We start from the raw sequence: 16,559 nt of genomic DNA on the forward strand, positions 1-16,559 counted from the left end.
GGAGACGGCCACGGGTTAGACCTCCTCCCACCACACTGCCTCGGGCCGTTCGGGTGCGGGCGGCGCTACGGGCGCGGGCTGCTGCGGGCGTTGGAGGATGGGTGCGGACGAAGCGACCGACTGTGCACGGGGCAGCGGGCGGAGGCGAAGCAGGAAGAGGACGTAGCGCCCCGGCGTGAGGCGCGGCGTCGCGCGCTGCTGTTCGTGGACGTGCGCGAGTTCGCCCCGCTGCACCTCGGCCTTCGCGGCGACGCGGGCCGCCTCAGCGTCGAGGCTCGCGAGGCGGCGCTCGACCTGCCGGTTCAGCCGCTGTTCCTCGGCCGGCGACAGCGATTCGGGCACGGCGTCGGCGACCTCCGCCACGAGCGCTGCCCGCCACGCGGCGACGAGCCTGCGAGTCTCGGATGTGAGCCCCTTCGCCTCCGCCACGCGATCCGCTGTCGCGTGGAACGCCGTGCGGATGCCGACGGCTTTGAGCCGGACGACGGCCCGGTGCCCCACCCCCTCGACCTCGTCGAGCTCGCCGATGAAGTGGTGGCGGAGGTGCCGGTCGAGCACGGCGTCGCGGAGCTCGGCCAGTCGGTCGGCGCGAAACGTGTCGAGCCCGGCGAGGAAGTCGCGGCGCTCGCGGTCGAGTTCGCGCCGGGTATCCTCGAGGTCGGCGATCCACTGCCCCAGCACGGCTGCCTCGCGCGCCATCCGCCGCTGCCGCCGCACGGGCGACTGCCGGCGGTAGCCGCGGTACACCTGCCACCCTAGCACCCCCATTGCAATAACGGCCAACACTAGCGTTGCCCATCCCCTCCCCACCGCCGCGACTGCAATCAACAGGATGGCGACGGCTATTACGGTCGGCAGAAACGACGCCTCGAACCGGCTGCGGCGTGCGGGTCGCTCGCCGTTCGCCCGTCGCCGCTTCGGGCCGCTCCGCTCCGGCAGCGTCGCCCCCCCCAGCACCTCCTCCAGCGACGGCACCGCGCCGGGTTCGAGGTAGCACGCCCGCTCCAGCGCCTCCACGAGCGGGCCGATGCCGTCGATCTCGCGCAGCGCGGCGAAGAGCGGCGACGCGGCCGGGTCGTAGAAATCGCCGGCCTGGAACAACATGTTCTCGCCCGTGCTGAAGCGCGGCCACAGGTCCGGCTGCGCGTCGAGCGCCCGCAGCGCGGTATACACGACGAGCCCGGCGAAGTGGTCGAGTCCCGCGTCGAAGTCGGTCTCGGTGCGGTCGGGGTGCTGGTAGTTGCGGTGGCCGACCTCGGCGCTCGTCCGCCCCGCGAGGGAAGGGACGAAGAGGGTGTCGTAGTCTACGAGCGTGAGCCGCATCGCCCCATCGTCAGTGCGGACGAGGACGTTGCCGTGCTGGAGATCGCCGTGGGCGATGCCGGCGGCTTCGGTGTCGGCGAGGAGCGCGCGCCACGCAGCGGCGAGGGCGCGGAGTGTCTCGCTATCGCCGAGGTGGCGCTCGGTGAAGGCGGCGAGCCCCTCCCCATCCGCCCACGCCATCTTCAGGATCGGATACGGTTGGCCCGCGACGCGGACGCCCTCCGGCTGGTAGTCGAACGTGACGGTGCCGGGCACGTCGGCCTCGGCGAGATGGCGGGCGACGGCGCGGTACCTCGCCTGCTGGTCCGCAACGTGCGTGAGGAAGCAGCGCACGGCGAAGCGGCCGGCTTCGGTCTCCATCGGAAAGACGGCGGCGAACGCGCCCGTAATCGGCTGCGGCAAGCCGAGCGCGTTCGTGCGGGGCGTCCCGGCCGCGAGGACGGGGTCAGCGAACGCCGTCGCCGGAAACTGGAGCGCCTCCTGGTAGTCGCTCGGCGTGGGGAACGCGCTCCCCGAGTGTGGGTCCCTGCTCACGGGTCGGGCGGCGGCTACGGGCGGAAGACGAGGTCGACGAGCGTCACGTCGTCGTTGCGCATCCCGTCGGCGCGAGCAGCGGCGACGAACGCTTCGAACTCCGCCGTGTCGAGGCCGGACGCGGCGGCGGGGTCGTGCGCGAGGAGGTACGCGGCGAGGGCGTCGGAGGCGAGGAGGACGCGATCGCCGGGCGACCACTGGGCCGAGGTCGTTTCGGCGGCCGGCTGCGCCACGTCGAGGCGGCTGCCGAGGAGGTCAGGCCGGTTGCCGAAGTCGTCGGGATCGTCGAGGGGCCACGTCAGCAGGCGCTCCCCGTCGCGGAGGTGGAAGAGGCAGCAGTCGCCGACGGCGACGGCTCGCCATGCACCGTTGGGATAGAGGACGAGGCCGAGGAACGCGGCGAACGCCCCCTCCTCCGCTTTTGCGGCGGCGTACCACGGCAGCGCCGTCGCGTGCTCGGCGATGCGCCCGCCGAAGACGCGGCGCGTCCGGTGGATCGATTCGGCGAACGTCTCGGGCACCGACGTGTCCGCGCCGATGAACTCCTCGACGAGCGTCCGCGCCCACGCCCCGGCGAACGCAGACTCCGTCGCGCCGTCGGCGAGCGCGGCGCGCACGGTCCCGTCCGGGGCTCGGGAAGGCGGGGCCGTGGCGTCCTCGTACTCCTCCGCCGTGTGGCCGTGCTTCGGCAGCGAGTGGGTGCGGGCGTCGGAGAGGAAAGCGAGCATGGGGGCGGGGAAAGGCGGGAAGGATCGGCTCAGCGCAGCGTGCTCGGGCGCGTGCCGATTTCGAGGAAGCGGATGAGCGCGACGGGGTCGGCGTTGAAGATGAACCCGCGCGTGTCGAGCCCGACGGCGTAGCCCTCGGCCTCGGCGGCGGCGCGCATCGAGAACGGGAGCGTACTCGACATCTGAAAAAGCTGCCGCGCGTGCTCGTCCGGCAGCCCCTCGATCGTGCCCGGCAGTTCGACGGCGGGCTCCGTCGAGGACGAGAGGTGGACGTTGAGCAGCAGCGTCTCGCCGTCGTCGGTGCCGTACTCGCGGAGGGTTTGGGCAAAGCGGAGCGGGTCGCCGTCGGTCGCTTCGCCGTCGGTCACATTAATGACGATGGGCGGGAACGAGCGCGGGTGGAGGTTCACCCACCGGCGGACGAGTTGCGTCGCGTAGTCGAGCGCCTGGCACATCGGCGTGCCGTTGCGGGCTTCGGGATCGAACCAGACCGGCACGCGGGCGCGCTGCTCGGTGACGCCGCCACTCCCGTCGGGCACGCGCTTGAGCCGCTCTTCGAGCCGGAGCGGGCGCTCGGCGAGGGCCGAGACCGGGACGAGCTCGGCGACGCCGGGCGCGACGGCGACCTCGCCCTCCTCCTCCAGCATCTCGTCGGTGAGCCGGACGAGGGGCTGCACGCGCTCGCCGTAGCCGACGACGCCGACGGAGAAGTAGTCGCGGACGCCGTCCTCCTTCGCGCAGCGGAGGATGAGGTTCTGGATCAGCCGGTTGACCGTGTCGGCGAGGACGCGGGCCTTGCTCGGCGCGGCGTCGCCTAGCTCCTCGGCCCCGCCGAACGGGTCCCGCATCGAGGCCGACTGGTCGAGCAGAAAGAGGACGGCGGCCGGCGACGTGCGGCTGATCTCGGCGGAGTAGGGCATGGCGGACAGGAGAGACGGGAGCGGAAGCGAGTGCAGTACGTCCCATCCCGGACGACGTTTCTCAGTCTCTCCCGGCCTCCTATCGCGTCTCGGCAGGCTCGGCGAGCGGGGCGAAGAGCCGGTGCCGCGCTTGCCCGCGCATCGCCGCCCGCATCGCGTCGGCGAGCACGGTGAGCACGAGCGTCGCGTTCGCGTTGCGCTCGACGAGTTCGTGGGCGTGCTCCACCAAGTCTGCGAGGGCGTCGAGCCGCGCTGCCGGGAGGTTCTGGACGAAGCGGTGGACGGCGGCGCGCTGGTCGACGTTGACGAGCGCCGCCTCGGCCCCGGCGTGGCGGGCGAGGACGAGGTCGCGGACCCAGCCGAGCATGAGGCCGAGCACACCTTTGAGACCCTCGCGCCCGAGCCCCGCGAGGTCGGCGACGAGGTCGTCCACGGCGTCGCCGGAGCCGGAGAAGGCGGCGCGGAAGAAGGCGAGGACGTGGGCGCGCTGCCGGGCCAGTTCCTCGCTTTCCGAGAGCACGAGCGCTCGCGTATACGATCCATCGGCCATCCGGGCGAGGAGCGCGGCGTGCTCGGGGTCGAGGCTGGCGCGCTCGACGAGGGCGCGCTCGATCACCTCGGCGGGAAGCGTGTCGAAGCGGAGGCGCTGGCAACGCGAGAGGATCGTGGGGAGCAGCCGGTCGGGCCGGCTCGCGGTGAGGATGATGACCGTGTGGTCGGTCGGCTCTTCCAACCCCTTCAGAAAGGCGTTCGCCGAGGCCTCGTTCATCGCGTCGGCGTCGGTGAGGATGGCCACTTTGTGCCGGCCCTCAGCCGGGCTGTAGCGGAGCGCCCGCGTGATCTCGCGGACGCGGTCCACGTTGTAGATCACCTGCTTCGTCGAGGTCTTCGTCGGGTCGTCGAGCGTCGGGCGGCGGCGGAAGTCAACCTCGGCATAGGGGTTCTGCCCGAGGCGCTGGAAGCGCACGGCGATGTCGTCGGTGCCGGCGTCGTTGGGCTGCGGGAGGTAGAGGTGGACATCGGGGTGGAGCATCTTCGCCACCTTCTGACAGGCCGGGCACGTCCCACACGGATCGGCCTCGCCGGGGCCGCGCCGCTGGCACTCCAGCGCCTGTGCGAACGCGAGCGCCGCGGCCCGCTTGCCGACGCCGTCGGGCCCGTGGAAGAGGTAGGCGTGGGCAACGCGCCCGCTCGCGAGCGCCCGCCGCAGCGTCTCGACGGCGCGGCCCTGATCGATGACTCCGTTCCAGCCCATAGCGTGTGCTCCGGTACCCGATAAAAAAAGCCCCTCCGCGGCGGGCGGAGGGGCTGAACGGTGTGGCGCGGGAGAGACTTGAACTCTCGACCTCCGGGTTATGAATCCGACGCTCTAACCAGCTGAGCTACCGCACCGAGGCTCCTCGTGGGAGGGCGTGCAAGATAGCGCGGGCGGCGGCCCGCGTCCAAGCCCGCCGCCCGCCGAACGGTGAAGCCGCGCCGAAATGTCACCGGGGCAGCCGAGCCTCGCTCAGGGGTTGCACTCGAAGATCACGCTCACGAGCCCGCTCTTCTGTCGGATGATGCAGCCGTCGGCGGAAATCGCCGTGAGCTTCGTGTTGAGGCTCTCCTCGAACACCTGCACGTTGCCGAGGAAGCTGTTGCACACGGGGCCGAGGAAGGCCGGGTTCGGGATCGTGCACGTGTAGGTCACCGCCTGCGGCCCGGGGATCCCCGCCCCCGGCGGCGCGCCGAGGATCGGCATCGTCGGCGCGAGGACGCAACTCGTCCCCGACGCCCCCGTGCGGGGCGACCGCCCGTTCAGGAGGTACGTGCTGCCCGGCGGCCCCACGATGCTCGTCGCGAACGTGTGCGTCGTGACGACCGGAGGCGGATCGAACCCTCGGATCTTGACCGTCTGCCCGACGACAAACGTGTTGGGCGCCGTGTTCGGGTTGCGCGTCGTGTTGATGTTGATGGTCAGGACCGGGCTCGGGATGTAGAAATAATGCACCGCGTCGTTGTCGGACTCCACCGTCTCGCTCACCGCCATCGGCCGGTCGAGGGCGAGCGTCTCCTGGTAAACCCCGCACGGCAGCACGGCGAAGGTGAAGGCGGGGTCGAGGGGGCAGCCCGGGCCGCCGAGCACGAACGTGACCGCCGCCGAATCGCCCGGCGCGAGCGCGGGGCCGAGCTGCGTGCAGGAGAAGACGGTGTCGGCCGGGACGTAGCCGGCTTGCCCCGCCACCGCGAAGAACCGCATCAGCCGCACGGTCTCCTCGATCTCGTACCCCGCGGCAATGGCCGCGGCCCCCGTGTTGACGACGGTCTTCGTGACCGTGATGGGGAGAGCGCCGGACGGCAACTCATCCACGAGGCCGTTGATGCCGAACGCTACCGCGATCGTCGCGTCGGGCGTGGGGACGTAGGTCTTCGGCATCGACCAGGCAAGATTGGGCCGAGGGGGCGGCGGCACGGGAGCGGTCCCGCTACAACTCCCGAAGAGGAGGGCCGCAGCAAGCCCCCCGATCGCTAGCGTCATCATGCTGAGATGCTTCCGTGTGATCGCCATTGCAGGACCTCCCTACTCATGTCAACAATATGACCTCAAGCCGCTATCAATATAGACTTAAGTATCACAAACACAACTGCAAGGCTGGAACTCATTCCCTCTCGTCTCTCCCGGGTACCTCGCGCGTGGGCGACGACGTAGCCACTGACAGCGAGGGGCGCTACCCGAGACCGGCCGTCGGGGGATCAGGAGGCCTCGGCTTCGCGAAGGACCCGGGCGGCGCAGTCATCGCACATCCCGTGGGTGAACTCCACGTCGCTATGCCGGGCGATATAAGTCTCGACCTGCTGCCACGCTCCGTTCTCGTCTCGGATCTGCTTGCACCACGCACAGATCGGGAGCAACCCCCGAAGCACGTCCACCTCGGCGAGCGCTTTCGCGAGATCCGCCGAGGTTCGGCGCTCGGTGGCGAGCAGAGCGGCAAACCGCGCGGTAAAAAAACCGATGATGAGGAAGGAGACGAGGCGCACCCCGGTGTTCCAGACTCCGAGGGCCAAGTGGGAATAGACGTTCCCAGCGAGGGCGTCCGCTGCGAACCAAGCGAGGGCCGCGAGAATGGCGGTCACGATCGAAGACGGCAGCCCCAGCCACCAGCCTGCGATCATCACAGGCGCGAAGTAGAAGACGAAGAGGCCCAGTTCCGTGCCCGTCACGACGTCCAGAATCCCGAGCGCGAAGATCAGGGCCACCACGGTCGCCCAGACCAGAGGGGTAGAACGAGGCCTACTCATGAGAAGTGTCGGCGAGCGAGAGCCCGTTTTAGTTCGTACCAGCTGGAATCGCGGCGGTAGCCACGGCGGCGGGAGGGGCCCTACGGTAGTAGGCAGCAATGTATCTCCGTGCGTTCGCCCCTCGACCACTCGCGAAAAATCTCTTCGGCGTGCGCGACTCCACGATGCAAACTTGGTCCCGAGCGCTCTGCTATCTTTCCCCCCGTCACCTCCTCGCCCCGCCGCGCTGCATGGACTCCGACTGCCCCCTCCCCCCGAAAGCCGTACCGACGAAGATCGAGCCGAGCACGCGCACGCGCTGGCAAGCGAGGCTCTACGACGTCATCTTCGGGCACGACACGCAGACGGGACGGTACTTCGACCTCGCGCTCATCGTTGTCATTGGACTCTCCGTCGTCGCCGTGATGCTCGACAGCGTCGGGTCGATCCGGCAGGAGTACGGCGCCGAGCTCCGCGCCGCCGAGTGGGCGTTCACCGTGCTCTTCACCGTGGAATACGTCCTCCGGCTCGTCTGCGTGCGCCGCCCGAGCCGCTACGCCCGGAGCTTCTTCGGCGTGATCGACCTGCTGGCGATCCTGCCGACCTACCTCAGCGTGTTCGTGCCGGGGGCGCAGTTCTTCACGGTGATCCGGATGCTCCGCTTCCTCCGCGTCTTCCGCATCCTCAAGCTCGTCCAGTACCTCTCCGAGGCGAACGTGCTGGGGCAGGCGCTCTGGGCCAGCCGCCGCAAGATCGCCGTCTTCCTCCTCGCCGTCGTCACGCTCGACGTCATCTTCGGCTCGCTGATGTACGTCATCGAAGGCGGGCAGAATGGGTTCGACAACATCCCGCGCTCGATCTACTGGTCGATCGTCACGCTCACGACGGTCGGCTACGGCGACATCTCGCCGGGGACGAACCTCGGCCAGTTCGTCGCCGCATTCATCATGATCATGGGCTATGCGATCATCGCCGTCCCGACGGGGATCGTGACGTCGGAGTTGGCGCGCGCCCGGTACACCGTCGACGCGAACGACTGCCCCACCTGCGGCCTCGCCGAGCACGAGCCTGACGCCGTCTTCTGCCGCCGCTGCGCCACGCGGCTTCCCCACGCCCCACCCCCTCGCCTTCCGTGACCGACCCCTCCCCCGCCGTCGCTGCCGCCACGCGCATCAGCGACGGCTTCGACGCCTACCACACCCAGTTCCAGTCGATCACCGCCCGGGCCGCGGAGCGCTTCGCCACACAGGCGTGGCGCGACGGGGCCGAGGACGACCGCGAGCGCCTCGCCCTCTACGAGAAGCACGTCCAGCAAGCGCTCCGCCACGTCCGCACCCTCTTCGGCACCGCCATTGAGGACCGCGACCGCTGGGCCGCCGCCCGCGATGCCTACGCCAGTCTCCGCAGCGGGCGACCCAACGTCGAGCTCGCCGAGACGTTTTACAACTCCATCACGCGCCGCGTCTTCTCGACCGTCGGCGTGGACCCGCACATCGAGTTCGTGGCCGACGGACTGACGGCGCCGGAGTCGATGGAGGCCGCGCCGCGCTTCCGCACCGTGCCGCCCGCCGGCACCACAGCCGCCCTCATCGGCTCGATCCTCCGCTCCTACGACCTCGGCGTGCCGTTCGACGATCTGGAGCGTGACGCGGCGCTCGTGGCGGAGGAGGTCGACGCGTGCGTCGCGAAGTCTGGGACGGGCGAGATCGACCGCGTCGAGATGCTGGAGCCGGTGTTCTACCGCAACAAAGGGGCGTACCTCATCGGGCGGATCCGCTCGGACGAGGCCGTGATCCCGCTCGTGCTCCCCGTCCTCCACGGAGACGAGGGCGGCATTCACGTCGATACGGTGCTGCTGACGCCGAACGCCACGTCGATGGTGTTCTCGTTCACGCGCTCGTACTTCCACGTCCTCGCGCCGGAGCCGTGGGCGCTCGTCCGCTTCCTCAAAACGCTGATGCCGCTCAAGCGCATCGCCGAGCTCTACATCTCGCTCGGATTCACGAAGCACGGCAAGACCGAGCTCTACCGCGACCTCTGCGCCTTCCTCGCCCGGACCGACGAGCGCTTCGAGTTCGCGCGCGGCACGAAGGGCATGGTGATGACCGTCTTCACGCTGCCCGGCTACGACATCGTCTTCAAAGTCATCAAGGACCGGTTCGACCCGCCGAAGCAGACGACGCGCGACGAGGTCATGAAGAAGTACCGCTTCGTGATGCTCCACGACCGCGTCGGCCGCCTCGCTGACGTGCAGTCGTACGAGCACCTCGAGTTCCCCCGCGACCGCTTCGTGCCCGAGGTCCTGGAGGAGCTACTGAAGGTCGCCGCCCAGACGATCCACCTCGACGGCGACAGCGTGGTGATCGACCACCTCTACACCGAGCGCCGCGTGACCCCGCTCAACCTCTACCTCGGCGACGTGGACCGCGACGAGGCCGAGGACGCCGTGATCGACTGCGGCGACGCGATCCGCGACCTCGCCGCCGCCGACATCTTCCCCGGCGACATGCTCGTCAAGAACTTCGGCGTCACGCGGCACGGCCGCGTGATCTTCTACGACTACGACGAGCTCGGCCTGCTCTCGGAGTTCAACTTCCGCACGCTCCCGAAACCCCGCGACGAGTTCGAGATGATGAGCGCCGACGCGTGGTTCTACGTCGCCCCGAACGACGTCTTTCCCGCCGAGATCGGCAAGTTCCTCGGGCTCACCAAAGAGCTCAACGCCGTCTTCCACGAGCACCACGGCGACCTCCTCGACCCGGCTTTCTGGCGCCGGATGCAGGCTCGGCAGCAGACCGAAGAGCTCGTCGACATCTTCCCCTACCGCCAGAGCAAACGGTTTTCGAAAGGGTAAAGGGTGAGGGGTAAAAGGGAAGCAACCCGGAAGAGTCTGCTGCTGCCGGTTACGCCACCCTTTACTCTTTGCCCCTCGGTGCACGACAAAAAGTAGATTGTCATCTCGACCGAGCGTAGCGAGCGGAGAGATCTCCCCCCTTGTGATAGGCTGCGACGTGAGAGATCCCTGGACTGCGCTCGGGATGACAAGTTCGAGGTTCTGTCGTGTACTGAGCCTTTACCCTTTACCCTTTACCCTTTCCATCCCCTCCTGCTCGTCCACAGGCGCGTCGGCGGGGACGGTAGCGACCGGGGTCCAGTCGGGATCGAAGGCCTTCTCGAAGGCGCGGCGCTGGGCGTTGAGCGTGAGGGCGAGTTCATCGGCACCGTGGGCGGCGGAGACGAAGTAGGCCTCGAACTGGCTCGGGGCGAGGTAGACACCCTCCTCGAGCATCGCGTGGAAGTAGCGGCCGTAGCGCGCCGTGTCGCAGGCCTGCGCCGAGTCGAAGTCGGTCACCGGCCCTTCGGTGAAGAACAGCCCGCCCATCGAGCCGACGCGGGTGAGGTAGAGGTCGAGACCGAGGTAGGTAAGCGTGCGCCGCGTGCCCTCCTCCAACACCTGGCAGTAGCGTTCGAGCCGGTCGTAGACGCCGGGATCGTCAGCGATGCGGCGGAGCACGGCGTAGCCCGCGTTCATCGCGAGGGGGTTGCCGGAGAGCGTGCCGGCCTGATACACCGGGCCGCTCGGCGAGACGTAGTCCATGAGGTCGGCGCGTCCGCCGTACGCCCCAACGGGCAGCCCGCCGCCGATGATCTTGCCGAGCGTCGTGAGGTCGGGCGTGACGCCGTAGCGCTCCTGCGCTCCGCCTGGCGCGACGCGGAAGCCGGTCATCACCTCGTCGAAGATGAGGACGATGCCGTGGGCGTCGCACAGCGCGCGGAGCCCTTCGAGGAAGCCTGGCGCGGGCGGCACGCAGCCCATATTCCCCGCGATCGGTTCGACGATGACGCAGGCGACCTCGCCTCGGTTGGCCTCGATGACGGTGCGCACGCTGTCGAGGTCGTTGAAGCGGGCGAGGAGCGTGTCGCGCGCGTTCCCGGCCGTGACGCCGGGCGAGTTCGGCTCGCCAAACGTCATCGCGCCGGAGCCAGCGGCGATGAGGAAGAAGTCGCCGTGGCCGTGGTAGTGGCCCTCGAACTTCACGAACTTGTCGCGGCCGGTGAAGCCCCGTGCGAGGCGGACGGCACTCATCGTCGCCTCCGTCCCGGAGTTGACGAAGCGCACCTTCTCCACGCTCGGCACGAGCTCGACGACGAGCTCGGCGAGACGGACTTCGATCTCCGTCGGCGCCCCGAACGAGGTCGAGCGGACGGCGGCCTCCTGCACGGCGCGCACGACGTCCGGGTGGGCGTGACCGAACAGCATCGGCCCCCAGCTCCCGACGTAGTCCACGTACTGATTCCCGTCGGCGTCGTGGAGGTAGGCCCCCTGGGCGCGATCAAAAAACACCGGCGTCCCGCCGACGCTTTTGAACGCGCGGACGGGCGAGTTCACACCGCCGGGGATGACGCGCTGGGCTTCGGCGAAGAGGGAGCGGCTGCGCCGCAGGTCGTGGGTTCGGGGTTCGGGGTTCGGGGTCATGGGGTTACGACGGCGATGTGCTCGGGGTCTACGAAGGCAATGTCTTTGTTCCTCTAACGCCACCTACCATGCAGGATTACCGACGGCTTCGCGTCTGGCAGCATGCGCACCAGCTCGTGCTCGACGTGTACGGTGCTACGGCTTCCTTTCCTAAGGCGGAGCGGTACGGACTCGTAAGTCAGATTCGCCGAGCCGCTGTATCGGTTCCCTCGAACATCGCCGAAGGATGCGGAAGGCAGAGCGGCCCCGACCTCGCACGATTTTTTCAGATCGCCCTCGGTTCTGCCAACGAGGTGGACGACCAACTCCTGCTGGCACGCGACCTCGGACTGCTGAAGCCGGAACGATACGAACCGCTTTGCGTCGCTGCAGCCAGCACGCGCCGAATGCTCATCGCCCTCATTCAGAAAGCCGTCCCACGCCCATAACTCGGCTCGCTTGCACTTGCGCTTGGGATAGGTTTTGAGTTGGAGGTTCTTCCTCCCGACCCCAAACCTCAAACCGCCGTAGTCGCGTCCACCTTGCGGAAGATGGCGCGGAGAACGGGCTCGCCGTCGTGGTCGTCAGCGGGGTCTTCGGCGAGGGCGAGGCCGGCCTCGGCGAAGAGTTTTGTGAGGGTCTCCGGCGTGAGATCGGGGCCGGCAAGCGCGCGGCGGAAAGCGACGAATACCCAGCCACCGTTCTTCAGCACGCGCCGCGTCTCGCCGAGCATATCCTTCAGTTCGGCCGCCGACTCGGCCGTGTCGTACGTACCGTGGGCGACGACCCAATCGAAGAAGTCGTCGGGGTACCCGAGGGCGGCGGGGCGAGCGGGCGTAACACGTCGTGCCGCCGCCTCCCCCACCACCTCGGCGACGCGGTCACGGGCGAGGGCGACGGCGGCCTCGTCCGCATCACAGGCGAAGAGGTCGAAGCCGAGTCGGGCGAGGGGCTCGGCGTGGTGGCCGGAGCCGCAGCCGAGGTCGAGCACGCGGCTCTCGACGGGCACGGCCGCGAGCGTTCGCAGGAGGTGGACCGACGGCGAGGCCACAGTCTGTGTGTCCGTCCGTTCGGTCTGACTCATGCCGCCGGGTCGTTCTTCTGGCTGACGCGGACCTCGTCCGGGGTCGCCGTCGCGGCCTGCTTCGTCCAGCAGTGCGCTTCGGTGACGAGGAGGCACTGATGACAGCGGACGGTGCGCGCCTTCGCTTTGTGGCGCGGGAGCATAGGGATCGGCTGCGGCAGCATCGTCGCGGCGCCGTCCCCCTCGATGGCCTGCGTCGCAGTGACTTGGGCGGCGACGGCTTCGGCGAGGGCTTCGATGAAGAGCGGATGGCAGTTCAGCCCGCTCGTCACCTCGTAGTGCTCGATCCCAAAGTGCTCAGCCTCCTCGCGCACCTCGATGTCGAGTTCGAAGGCCGTCTCGACGTGGTCCGTCACGAACGCGACGGGGATCACGAGCACGGCGTTCGTCTCGCCCTCGCCCAGTTCCTTCAGCTTGTCGGGCGTGCTCGGCGTGAGCCACTCGGCGGGGCCGACCTTGCTCTGGAACGCGACGTGGAACGGCCGGTCCTCCTTCTCCGCCCGTGCGTCCATGACCTGCTGCACCGTCGAGTGCACGAGGCAGCAGTAGGGGTCGCGCCGGGTCTTCATCTCTTTGACGGGCGTGCCGTGCGCGGAGAACAGGAGATGCACCTTGTCACGGATCGTGCGGGGGAAACGCTGGAGCCCCTCGTCGATCCGCTCGGAGATGGACTGCACGTAGAGCGGGTGCGCAGCGTACTCAAAGACGAGCGAGGTCGGCCACGTGGGGATCTCGCCGGCCTCTTCGAGCGCTTTCCAGTAGACGAGCGACGAGCCCGTCGTGGTCTTGGAATACTGCGGATAGAGCGGGAGGAGGACCACTTTGTCGATGCCGTCCTCCTTCATCTGCCGCGCACAGTCCTCGCTGAAGGGCTTCCAGAACCGCATAGCAACGTAGGTGCGGAACGTCGCGCCGGTGGCGGGGCCGAAGCGGGCGTTGAGCCGCTTTTCGAGCGCCTCGGCCTGCTCGCGCGTGAGCCGGTTGATGGGCGAGTTCCCACCGATCAGCTTGTAATCCTCACCGACCGTCTTCGAGCGCTTGCTGGCGATGAACTTGCTGAGCCAGTGCCGCGGCCCCTTTGGCAGGGGGATGTCGATGATGGCCGGGTCCATGAAGAGGTTGTAGAGGAACGGCTCCACGTCCTCCTCTGCCATCGGCCCACCGAGGTTCATCATCACCACGCCGACGCGGTCGCCGGGCTCGACGGAGACGGGCTCCTGCGGGTAGTAGGCACCCGTGATCAGCCGATCGTCGTACTTATAAACCTTCAGAAACTCGCGTGCATTCATCGGCCGTAACGGTTGCGCCCCTTATGTGCGGTCTGTGTTTGCCACCTCGGATCCAATTAAGCACATGGTCCCGCTCCCCGTTCCTATCGGGGCTCGAAGTTTCGGTGAGTTGTCCCGAAGTCTTTAGCGCTTAACGGTGTTATCCCGCCGCGCTTCTCGCCCTATTCACCCCGTTCCGTCGCCGGCTTGATGCCAAGCCAGTTGTGCGGCTGAAAGAACGACTGTGCTTCAGCCTCGGACGTGCCGGGTTCCGGCTGCCAGTCGTAGCCCCACCGAACGTGCGGCGGCAGGCTCATGAGGATGCTCTCCGTCCGCCCACCCGTCTCCAACCCGAACTTCGTCCCCCGGTCGAAGGCGAGGTTGAACTCGGCGTAGCGGCCCCGCCGAAACGCCTGATATTCCCGCTCGCGTTCCCCGAACGGCCGCGCTTTGTGCCGCTCGACGAGGGGCACATACGATGACAGAAAGGCCCGCGAAGCCTGCCGGACGAAGAGGAACACGCCCTCGGGGTCCTCGCGGAGGTAGTCGAAGAAGATGCCGCCGACGCCGCGCGCCTCGTCGCGGTGCGGGAGGTAGAAGTACTCGTCGCACTGCCGCTTGAATGCAGCGTAGTCCGCCACGTCGTGGGCGTCGCAAACTTGTTTCCAGACGGTGTGAAAGTGCTCGGCGTCGGCGCGCTCAGGGTAGTACGGGGTGAGGTCAGCGCCGCCGCCGAACCAGTGGTCGAGCGGGGCGTGGAGGTCGGGGCCGAGGGCGAAGTAGCGGAAGTTGGCGTGGACGGCGGGGACGTACGGGTTGCGCGGGTGCATCACGAGCGAGAGGCCCGTGGCGAAGAACGGGCTGGAGTCGACCCCGAATGCGTGCGCCATCCGCTCGGGCAGTTGGCCGTGGACGGCAGAGGTGCTAACACCTCCTTTCTCCCACACATCGCCGCCGCTGATCACGCGGGTTAGTCCGCCCCCACCGCCCGGCCGCTCCCACGGGTCCTCCCCGAACGTCGCCGCCCCGTCGAGCCGCTCGAACGCCGTGCAGATCCGCTTCTGCAACGCCTCGACGAACCGCTGCATCCGCTCTCCCATCGAGCGGTCGGTGCGAGGCTCCTGTCGGAGACGGTCGGCGCGGCGGTGGTCATCGAGCATAGCGGTCAGCGTGTGGGGGCGGCGTTCATCTGCGCGGAGACCTCCTGCACGGCCTCGACGAAGGCGCCAGCGTGGTCGGGGTCGTGGTCGGGGTGCATGCCGTGGCCGAGGTTGGCGATGTAGCCCTCGGTCCCGAACCCGGCAAGCATCTGCGCGACGGCGGTGCGGATCGACGCGGGCGAGCCGTAGAGCGCGCACGGATCGAGGTTGCCCTGGAGCGCAGCGCGGTCGCCGACGATCGCGCGGGCGGCCTGCGGGATGATCGTCCAATCGAGCCCGATCACGTCGTAGTCGGTCGCGGCGAGGGCGTCGAGGGCGTAGTGCGCGCCGCGGGCGAAGACGATGAGCGGCACGTCGGGGTGAGAAGCTTTGAGGCGCTTGGCGATCTGCGTGAGGTACGGGAGCGCGAAGGCGGCGAAGTGCTGCGGGGTGAGGATGCCGGCCCACGAATCGAACACCTGCAGCGCCTGCGCCCCAGCATCAGCCTGCGCCGCGAGGTGGTCCACGACGACGTCGGTGACGGCCTGCAACAGTTCGTGGCTCGCCTCGGGGTGGCGGAAGAGCCACGCCTTACTCTCGGAAAACGTCTTGCTCCCGCCGCCCTCGATCATGTACGCCATGAGCGTCCACGGCGCCCCGCTGAACCCGATGAGCGGCGCCCGCCCGCCGAGCACGCGGCGCGTCAGCGCCACAGCCTCGTAGACGTAGCCGAGGTCGCGCTGCACGTCCGGCGTTGCGAGCCGGTCGAGATCGCCGGGACCGGTGAGCGGTGCGGGGAAGTGCGGCCCTTTGCCTTCGAGCATCTTCACCTCGAGCCCGAGCGCCTGCGGCACGACGAGGATGTCGGAGAAGATGATGGCGGCGTCGAGGGGGAAGCGGCGGAGGGGTTGGATCGTGACCTCGCAGGCGAGCTCGGGCGTGCGGCATAGCTCGAAGAAATCGTGCTCGGCGCGGACCTCGTGGTACTCGGGGAGGTAGCGGCCGGCCTGCCGCATCATCCACACCGGCACGCGCTCGGTCGGCTCGCGGCGCGCGGCGCGGAGGAAGAGGTCGTTTTTGAGCGGTGGGTGTTCAGCAGCAGGCGCGGCGGAGAGCGTGGGGTCAGGCATCGGACGTACGGTGGGCGAAAGAAAGTGCGGCGGCGAGCGCCTCTGGCGCGGGCGCGTCGGCGACGGTGGCGGGGGCGAACCCGACGGCGCGGAGGGCGTCGGCGGTCGTGGGTCCAATGGCTGCTTTTCGAGCCCGGTTCCACGACGCGGCTACTACCTCCTGAGCCGCTTCGACACCGGACGGGCTGAAGAATACGACCCAATCCGGCGGCCTGCCGGTCGGCTCTCGGAGCGCCGATGCGTCGAGGAGCGTGCGGTACACGACGCGCTCTTCGACGGCGATCCCGGTGGCGCGGAGCCGGTCCGGCAACGCGTCGCGCCGTCGATCCCCGCAGAGAAACAGGAGCGGCGCTTCGAAGCGCCGCGCGGCGATGCGGTCGGCGAGATCGTCGGCCTGCCCCGCCTCCTCCCCCTCTGGGCGCAGCCCGAGCGCCCGCGCCGCTTCGGCCGTCGCCGGCCCGACGACGAACGTGGTCTTCGACTGCCACGCGGAGAGGTCGAGGCCGCGCAGCGCATCGGCGGCGCGCGGACTCGTGAGGATCAGACCGGCGAAGGCGTCGGCACGCGCCATCGTCTCGGCGAGCGCATCGGGTTCTACGGGCTCGAAGCGGAGCACGGGCACGCAGCGGGCGGCGAACCCGACCGCGTCGAGCGCGGCGACGTACGGATCGGGCGCGCGGGCGTCGCGGAGCAAGAGGACGAGCGGACGGTCGGCCACG

15 protein-coding genes and 1 tRNA gene are annotated in these 16,559 nt (G+C 68.9%); 3 read left to right on the top strand and 13 right to left on the bottom strand.

The window, feature by feature from the left end; all coding sequences use genetic code 11:
- Nucleotides 1-15: 15 nt before the first annotated feature.
- The 7 genes from ABJF88_03990 to ABJF88_04020 form a co-directional block, all read right to left on the bottom strand.
- Complete coding sequence (locus ABJF88_03990) at nucleotides 16-1,857, bottom strand: hypothetical protein (protein MEP0546069.1); 1,842 nt, start codon at nucleotides 1,855-1,857, stop codon at nucleotides 16-18.
- A 14-nt stretch (nucleotides 1,858-1,871) separates the two neighbouring features.
- Complete coding sequence (locus tag ABJF88_03995; GenBank protein ID MEP0546070.1) at nucleotides 1,872-2,585, bottom strand: protein phosphatase 2C domain-containing protein; 714 nt, start codon at nucleotides 2,583-2,585, stop codon at nucleotides 1,872-1,874.
- A gap of 29 nt (nucleotides 2,586-2,614) precedes the next feature.
- Nucleotides 2,615-3,505, bottom strand: coding sequence for a vWA domain-containing protein (locus ABJF88_04000; protein MEP0546071.1), 891 nt, complete (start codon nucleotides 3,503-3,505; stop codon nucleotides 2,615-2,617).
- A gap of 79 nt (nucleotides 3,506-3,584) precedes the next feature.
- Nucleotides 3,585-4,760: a DNA polymerase III subunit delta' gene (gene holB, locus ABJF88_04005; GenBank protein ID MEP0546072.1), complete on the bottom strand. Its 1,176-nt coding sequence runs from the start codon at nucleotides 4,758-4,760 to the stop codon at nucleotides 3,585-3,587.
- Nucleotides 4,761-4,823: 63 nt separating this feature from the next.
- Nucleotides 4,824-4,897 (bottom strand) — tRNA-Met (locus ABJF88_04010).
- A gap of 115 nt (nucleotides 4,898-5,012) precedes the next feature.
- Nucleotides 5,013-5,921: a hypothetical protein gene (locus ABJF88_04015; protein ID MEP0546073.1), complete on the bottom strand. Its 909-nt coding sequence runs from the start codon at nucleotides 5,919-5,921 to the stop codon at nucleotides 5,013-5,015.
- Nucleotides 5,922-6,238: 317 nt separating this feature from the next.
- Nucleotides 6,239-6,742 carry a hypothetical protein gene (locus ABJF88_04020; GenBank protein MEP0546074.1) on the bottom strand — a complete coding sequence of 168 codons (504 nt, stop codon included), beginning with the start codon at nucleotides 6,740-6,742 and terminating at the stop codon, nucleotides 6,239-6,241.
- 272 nt (nucleotides 6,743-7,014) lie between these two features.
- Between ABJF88_04020 and ABJF88_04025 the strand changes: the two genes are divergently transcribed.
- Both ABJF88_04025 and aceK read left to right on the top strand, forming a co-directional pair.
- Nucleotides 7,015-7,899, top strand: coding sequence for an ion transporter (locus ABJF88_04025; GenBank protein ID MEP0546075.1), 885 nt, complete (start codon nucleotides 7,015-7,017; stop codon nucleotides 7,897-7,899).
- On the top strand, nucleotides 7,896-9,617 hold the full coding sequence (gene aceK, locus ABJF88_04030; GenBank protein MEP0546076.1) for a bifunctional isocitrate dehydrogenase kinase/phosphatase: 1,722 nt from the start codon (nucleotides 7,896-7,898) through the stop codon (nucleotides 9,615-9,617). The genes ABJF88_04025 and aceK overlap by 4 nt, the downstream gene beginning before the upstream one ends.
- A 219-nt stretch (nucleotides 9,618-9,836) precedes the next feature.
- Here the strand turns inward: aceK and hemL are convergent, their stop codons facing one another.
- On the bottom strand, nucleotides 9,837-11,240 hold the full coding sequence (gene hemL, locus ABJF88_04035; GenBank protein ID MEP0546077.1) for a glutamate-1-semialdehyde 2,1-aminomutase: 1,404 nt from the start codon (nucleotides 11,238-11,240) through the stop codon (nucleotides 9,837-9,839).
- 68 nt (nucleotides 11,241-11,308) lie between these two features.
- Here hemL and ABJF88_04040 point away from each other — a divergent pair, with 68 nt between their 5' ends.
- The gene (locus ABJF88_04040) at nucleotides 11,309-11,668 is read left to right on the top strand and encodes a four helix bundle protein (protein MEP0546078.1); all 360 of its coding nucleotides are present in this window, start codon (nucleotides 11,309-11,311) and stop codon (nucleotides 11,666-11,668) included.
- A 68-nt stretch (nucleotides 11,669-11,736) separates the two neighbouring features.
- On the opposite strand, the gene ABJF88_04045 is transcribed toward ABJF88_04040, so the two are convergent.
- The 5 genes from ABJF88_04045 to ABJF88_04065 all read right to left on the bottom strand — a co-directional run bounded on the left by ABJF88_04045 (nucleotide 11,737) and on the right by ABJF88_04065 (nucleotide 16,558).
- On the bottom strand, nucleotides 11,737-12,303 hold the full coding sequence (locus ABJF88_04045) for a methyltransferase domain-containing protein (GenBank protein ID MEP0546079.1): 567 nt from the start codon (nucleotides 12,301-12,303) through the stop codon (nucleotides 11,737-11,739).
- Complete coding sequence (hemH, locus tag ABJF88_04050; protein MEP0546080.1) at nucleotides 12,300-13,592, bottom strand: ferrochelatase; 1,293 nt, start codon at nucleotides 13,590-13,592, stop codon at nucleotides 12,300-12,302. The genes ABJF88_04045 and hemH overlap by 4 nt, the downstream gene beginning before the upstream one ends.
- A gap of 161 nt (nucleotides 13,593-13,753) precedes the next feature.
- Nucleotides 13,754-14,731: an oxygen-dependent coproporphyrinogen oxidase gene (gene hemF / locus ABJF88_04055; protein MEP0546081.1), complete on the bottom strand. Its 978-nt coding sequence runs from the start codon at nucleotides 14,729-14,731 to the stop codon at nucleotides 13,754-13,756.
- Between the two features lie 5 nt (nucleotides 14,732-14,736).
- Nucleotides 14,737-15,840, bottom strand: a complete 1,104-nt coding sequence (gene hemE / locus ABJF88_04060; protein MEP0546082.1) for a uroporphyrinogen decarboxylase — start codon at nucleotides 15,838-15,840, stop codon at nucleotides 14,737-14,739.
- Nucleotides 15,833-16,558: a uroporphyrinogen-III synthase gene (locus ABJF88_04065; protein ID MEP0546083.1), complete on the bottom strand. Its 726-nt coding sequence runs from the start codon at nucleotides 16,556-16,558 to the stop codon at nucleotides 15,833-15,835. Before ABJF88_04065 ends, hemE begins: the two co-directional genes overlap by 8 nt.
- Between the last annotated feature and the right edge of the window lies 1 nt (nucleotide 16,559).

The organism is Rhodothermales bacterium (genome assembly GCA_039944855.1).
Taxonomy (GTDB): Bacteria; Bacteroidota; Rhodothermia; order Rhodothermales; family JANQRZ01; genus JBBSMX01.

What these genes read in the sequence shown, in the direction of transcription:
- hemH (MEP0546080.1), bottom strand. Translation starts at nt 13,592, where the DNA reads ATGAATGCACGCGAGTTTCTGAAGGTTTATAAGTACGACGATCGGCTG.
- hemE (MEP0546082.1), bottom strand. Translation starts at nt 15,840, where the DNA reads ATGCCTGACCCCACGCTCTCCGCCGCGCCTGCTGCTGAACACCCACCG.
- ABJF88_04045 (MEP0546079.1), bottom strand. Translation starts at nt 12,303, where the DNA reads ATGAGTCAGACCGAACGGACGGACACACAGACTGTGGCCTCGCCGTCG.
- hemF (MEP0546081.1), bottom strand. Translation starts at nt 14,731, where the DNA reads ATGCTCGATGACCACCGCCGCGCCGACCGTCTCCGACAGGAGCCTCGC.
- hemL (MEP0546077.1), bottom strand. Translation starts at nt 11,240, where the DNA reads ATGACCCCGAACCCCGAACCCCGAACCCACGACCTGCGGCGCAGCCGC.
- ABJF88_04015 (MEP0546073.1), bottom strand. Translation starts at nt 5,921, where the DNA reads ATGCCGAAGACCTACGTCCCCACGCCCGACGCGACGATCGCGGTAGCG.
- ABJF88_04025 (MEP0546075.1), top strand. Translation starts at nt 7,015, where the DNA reads ATGGACTCCGACTGCCCCCTCCCCCCGAAAGCCGTACCGACGAAGATC.
- holB (MEP0546072.1), bottom strand. Translation starts at nt 4,760, where the DNA reads ATGGGCTGGAACGGAGTCATCGATCAGGGCCGCGCCGTCGAGACGCTG.
- ABJF88_03995 (MEP0546070.1), bottom strand. Translation starts at nt 2,585, where the DNA reads ATGCTCGCTTTCCTCTCCGACGCCCGCACCCACTCGCTGCCGAAGCAC.
- ABJF88_04000 (MEP0546071.1), bottom strand. Translation starts at nt 3,505, where the DNA reads ATGCCCTACTCCGCCGAGATCAGCCGCACGTCGCCGGCCGCCGTCCTC.
- ABJF88_04040 (MEP0546078.1), top strand. Translation starts at nt 11,309, where the DNA reads ATGCAGGATTACCGACGGCTTCGCGTCTGGCAGCATGCGCACCAGCTC.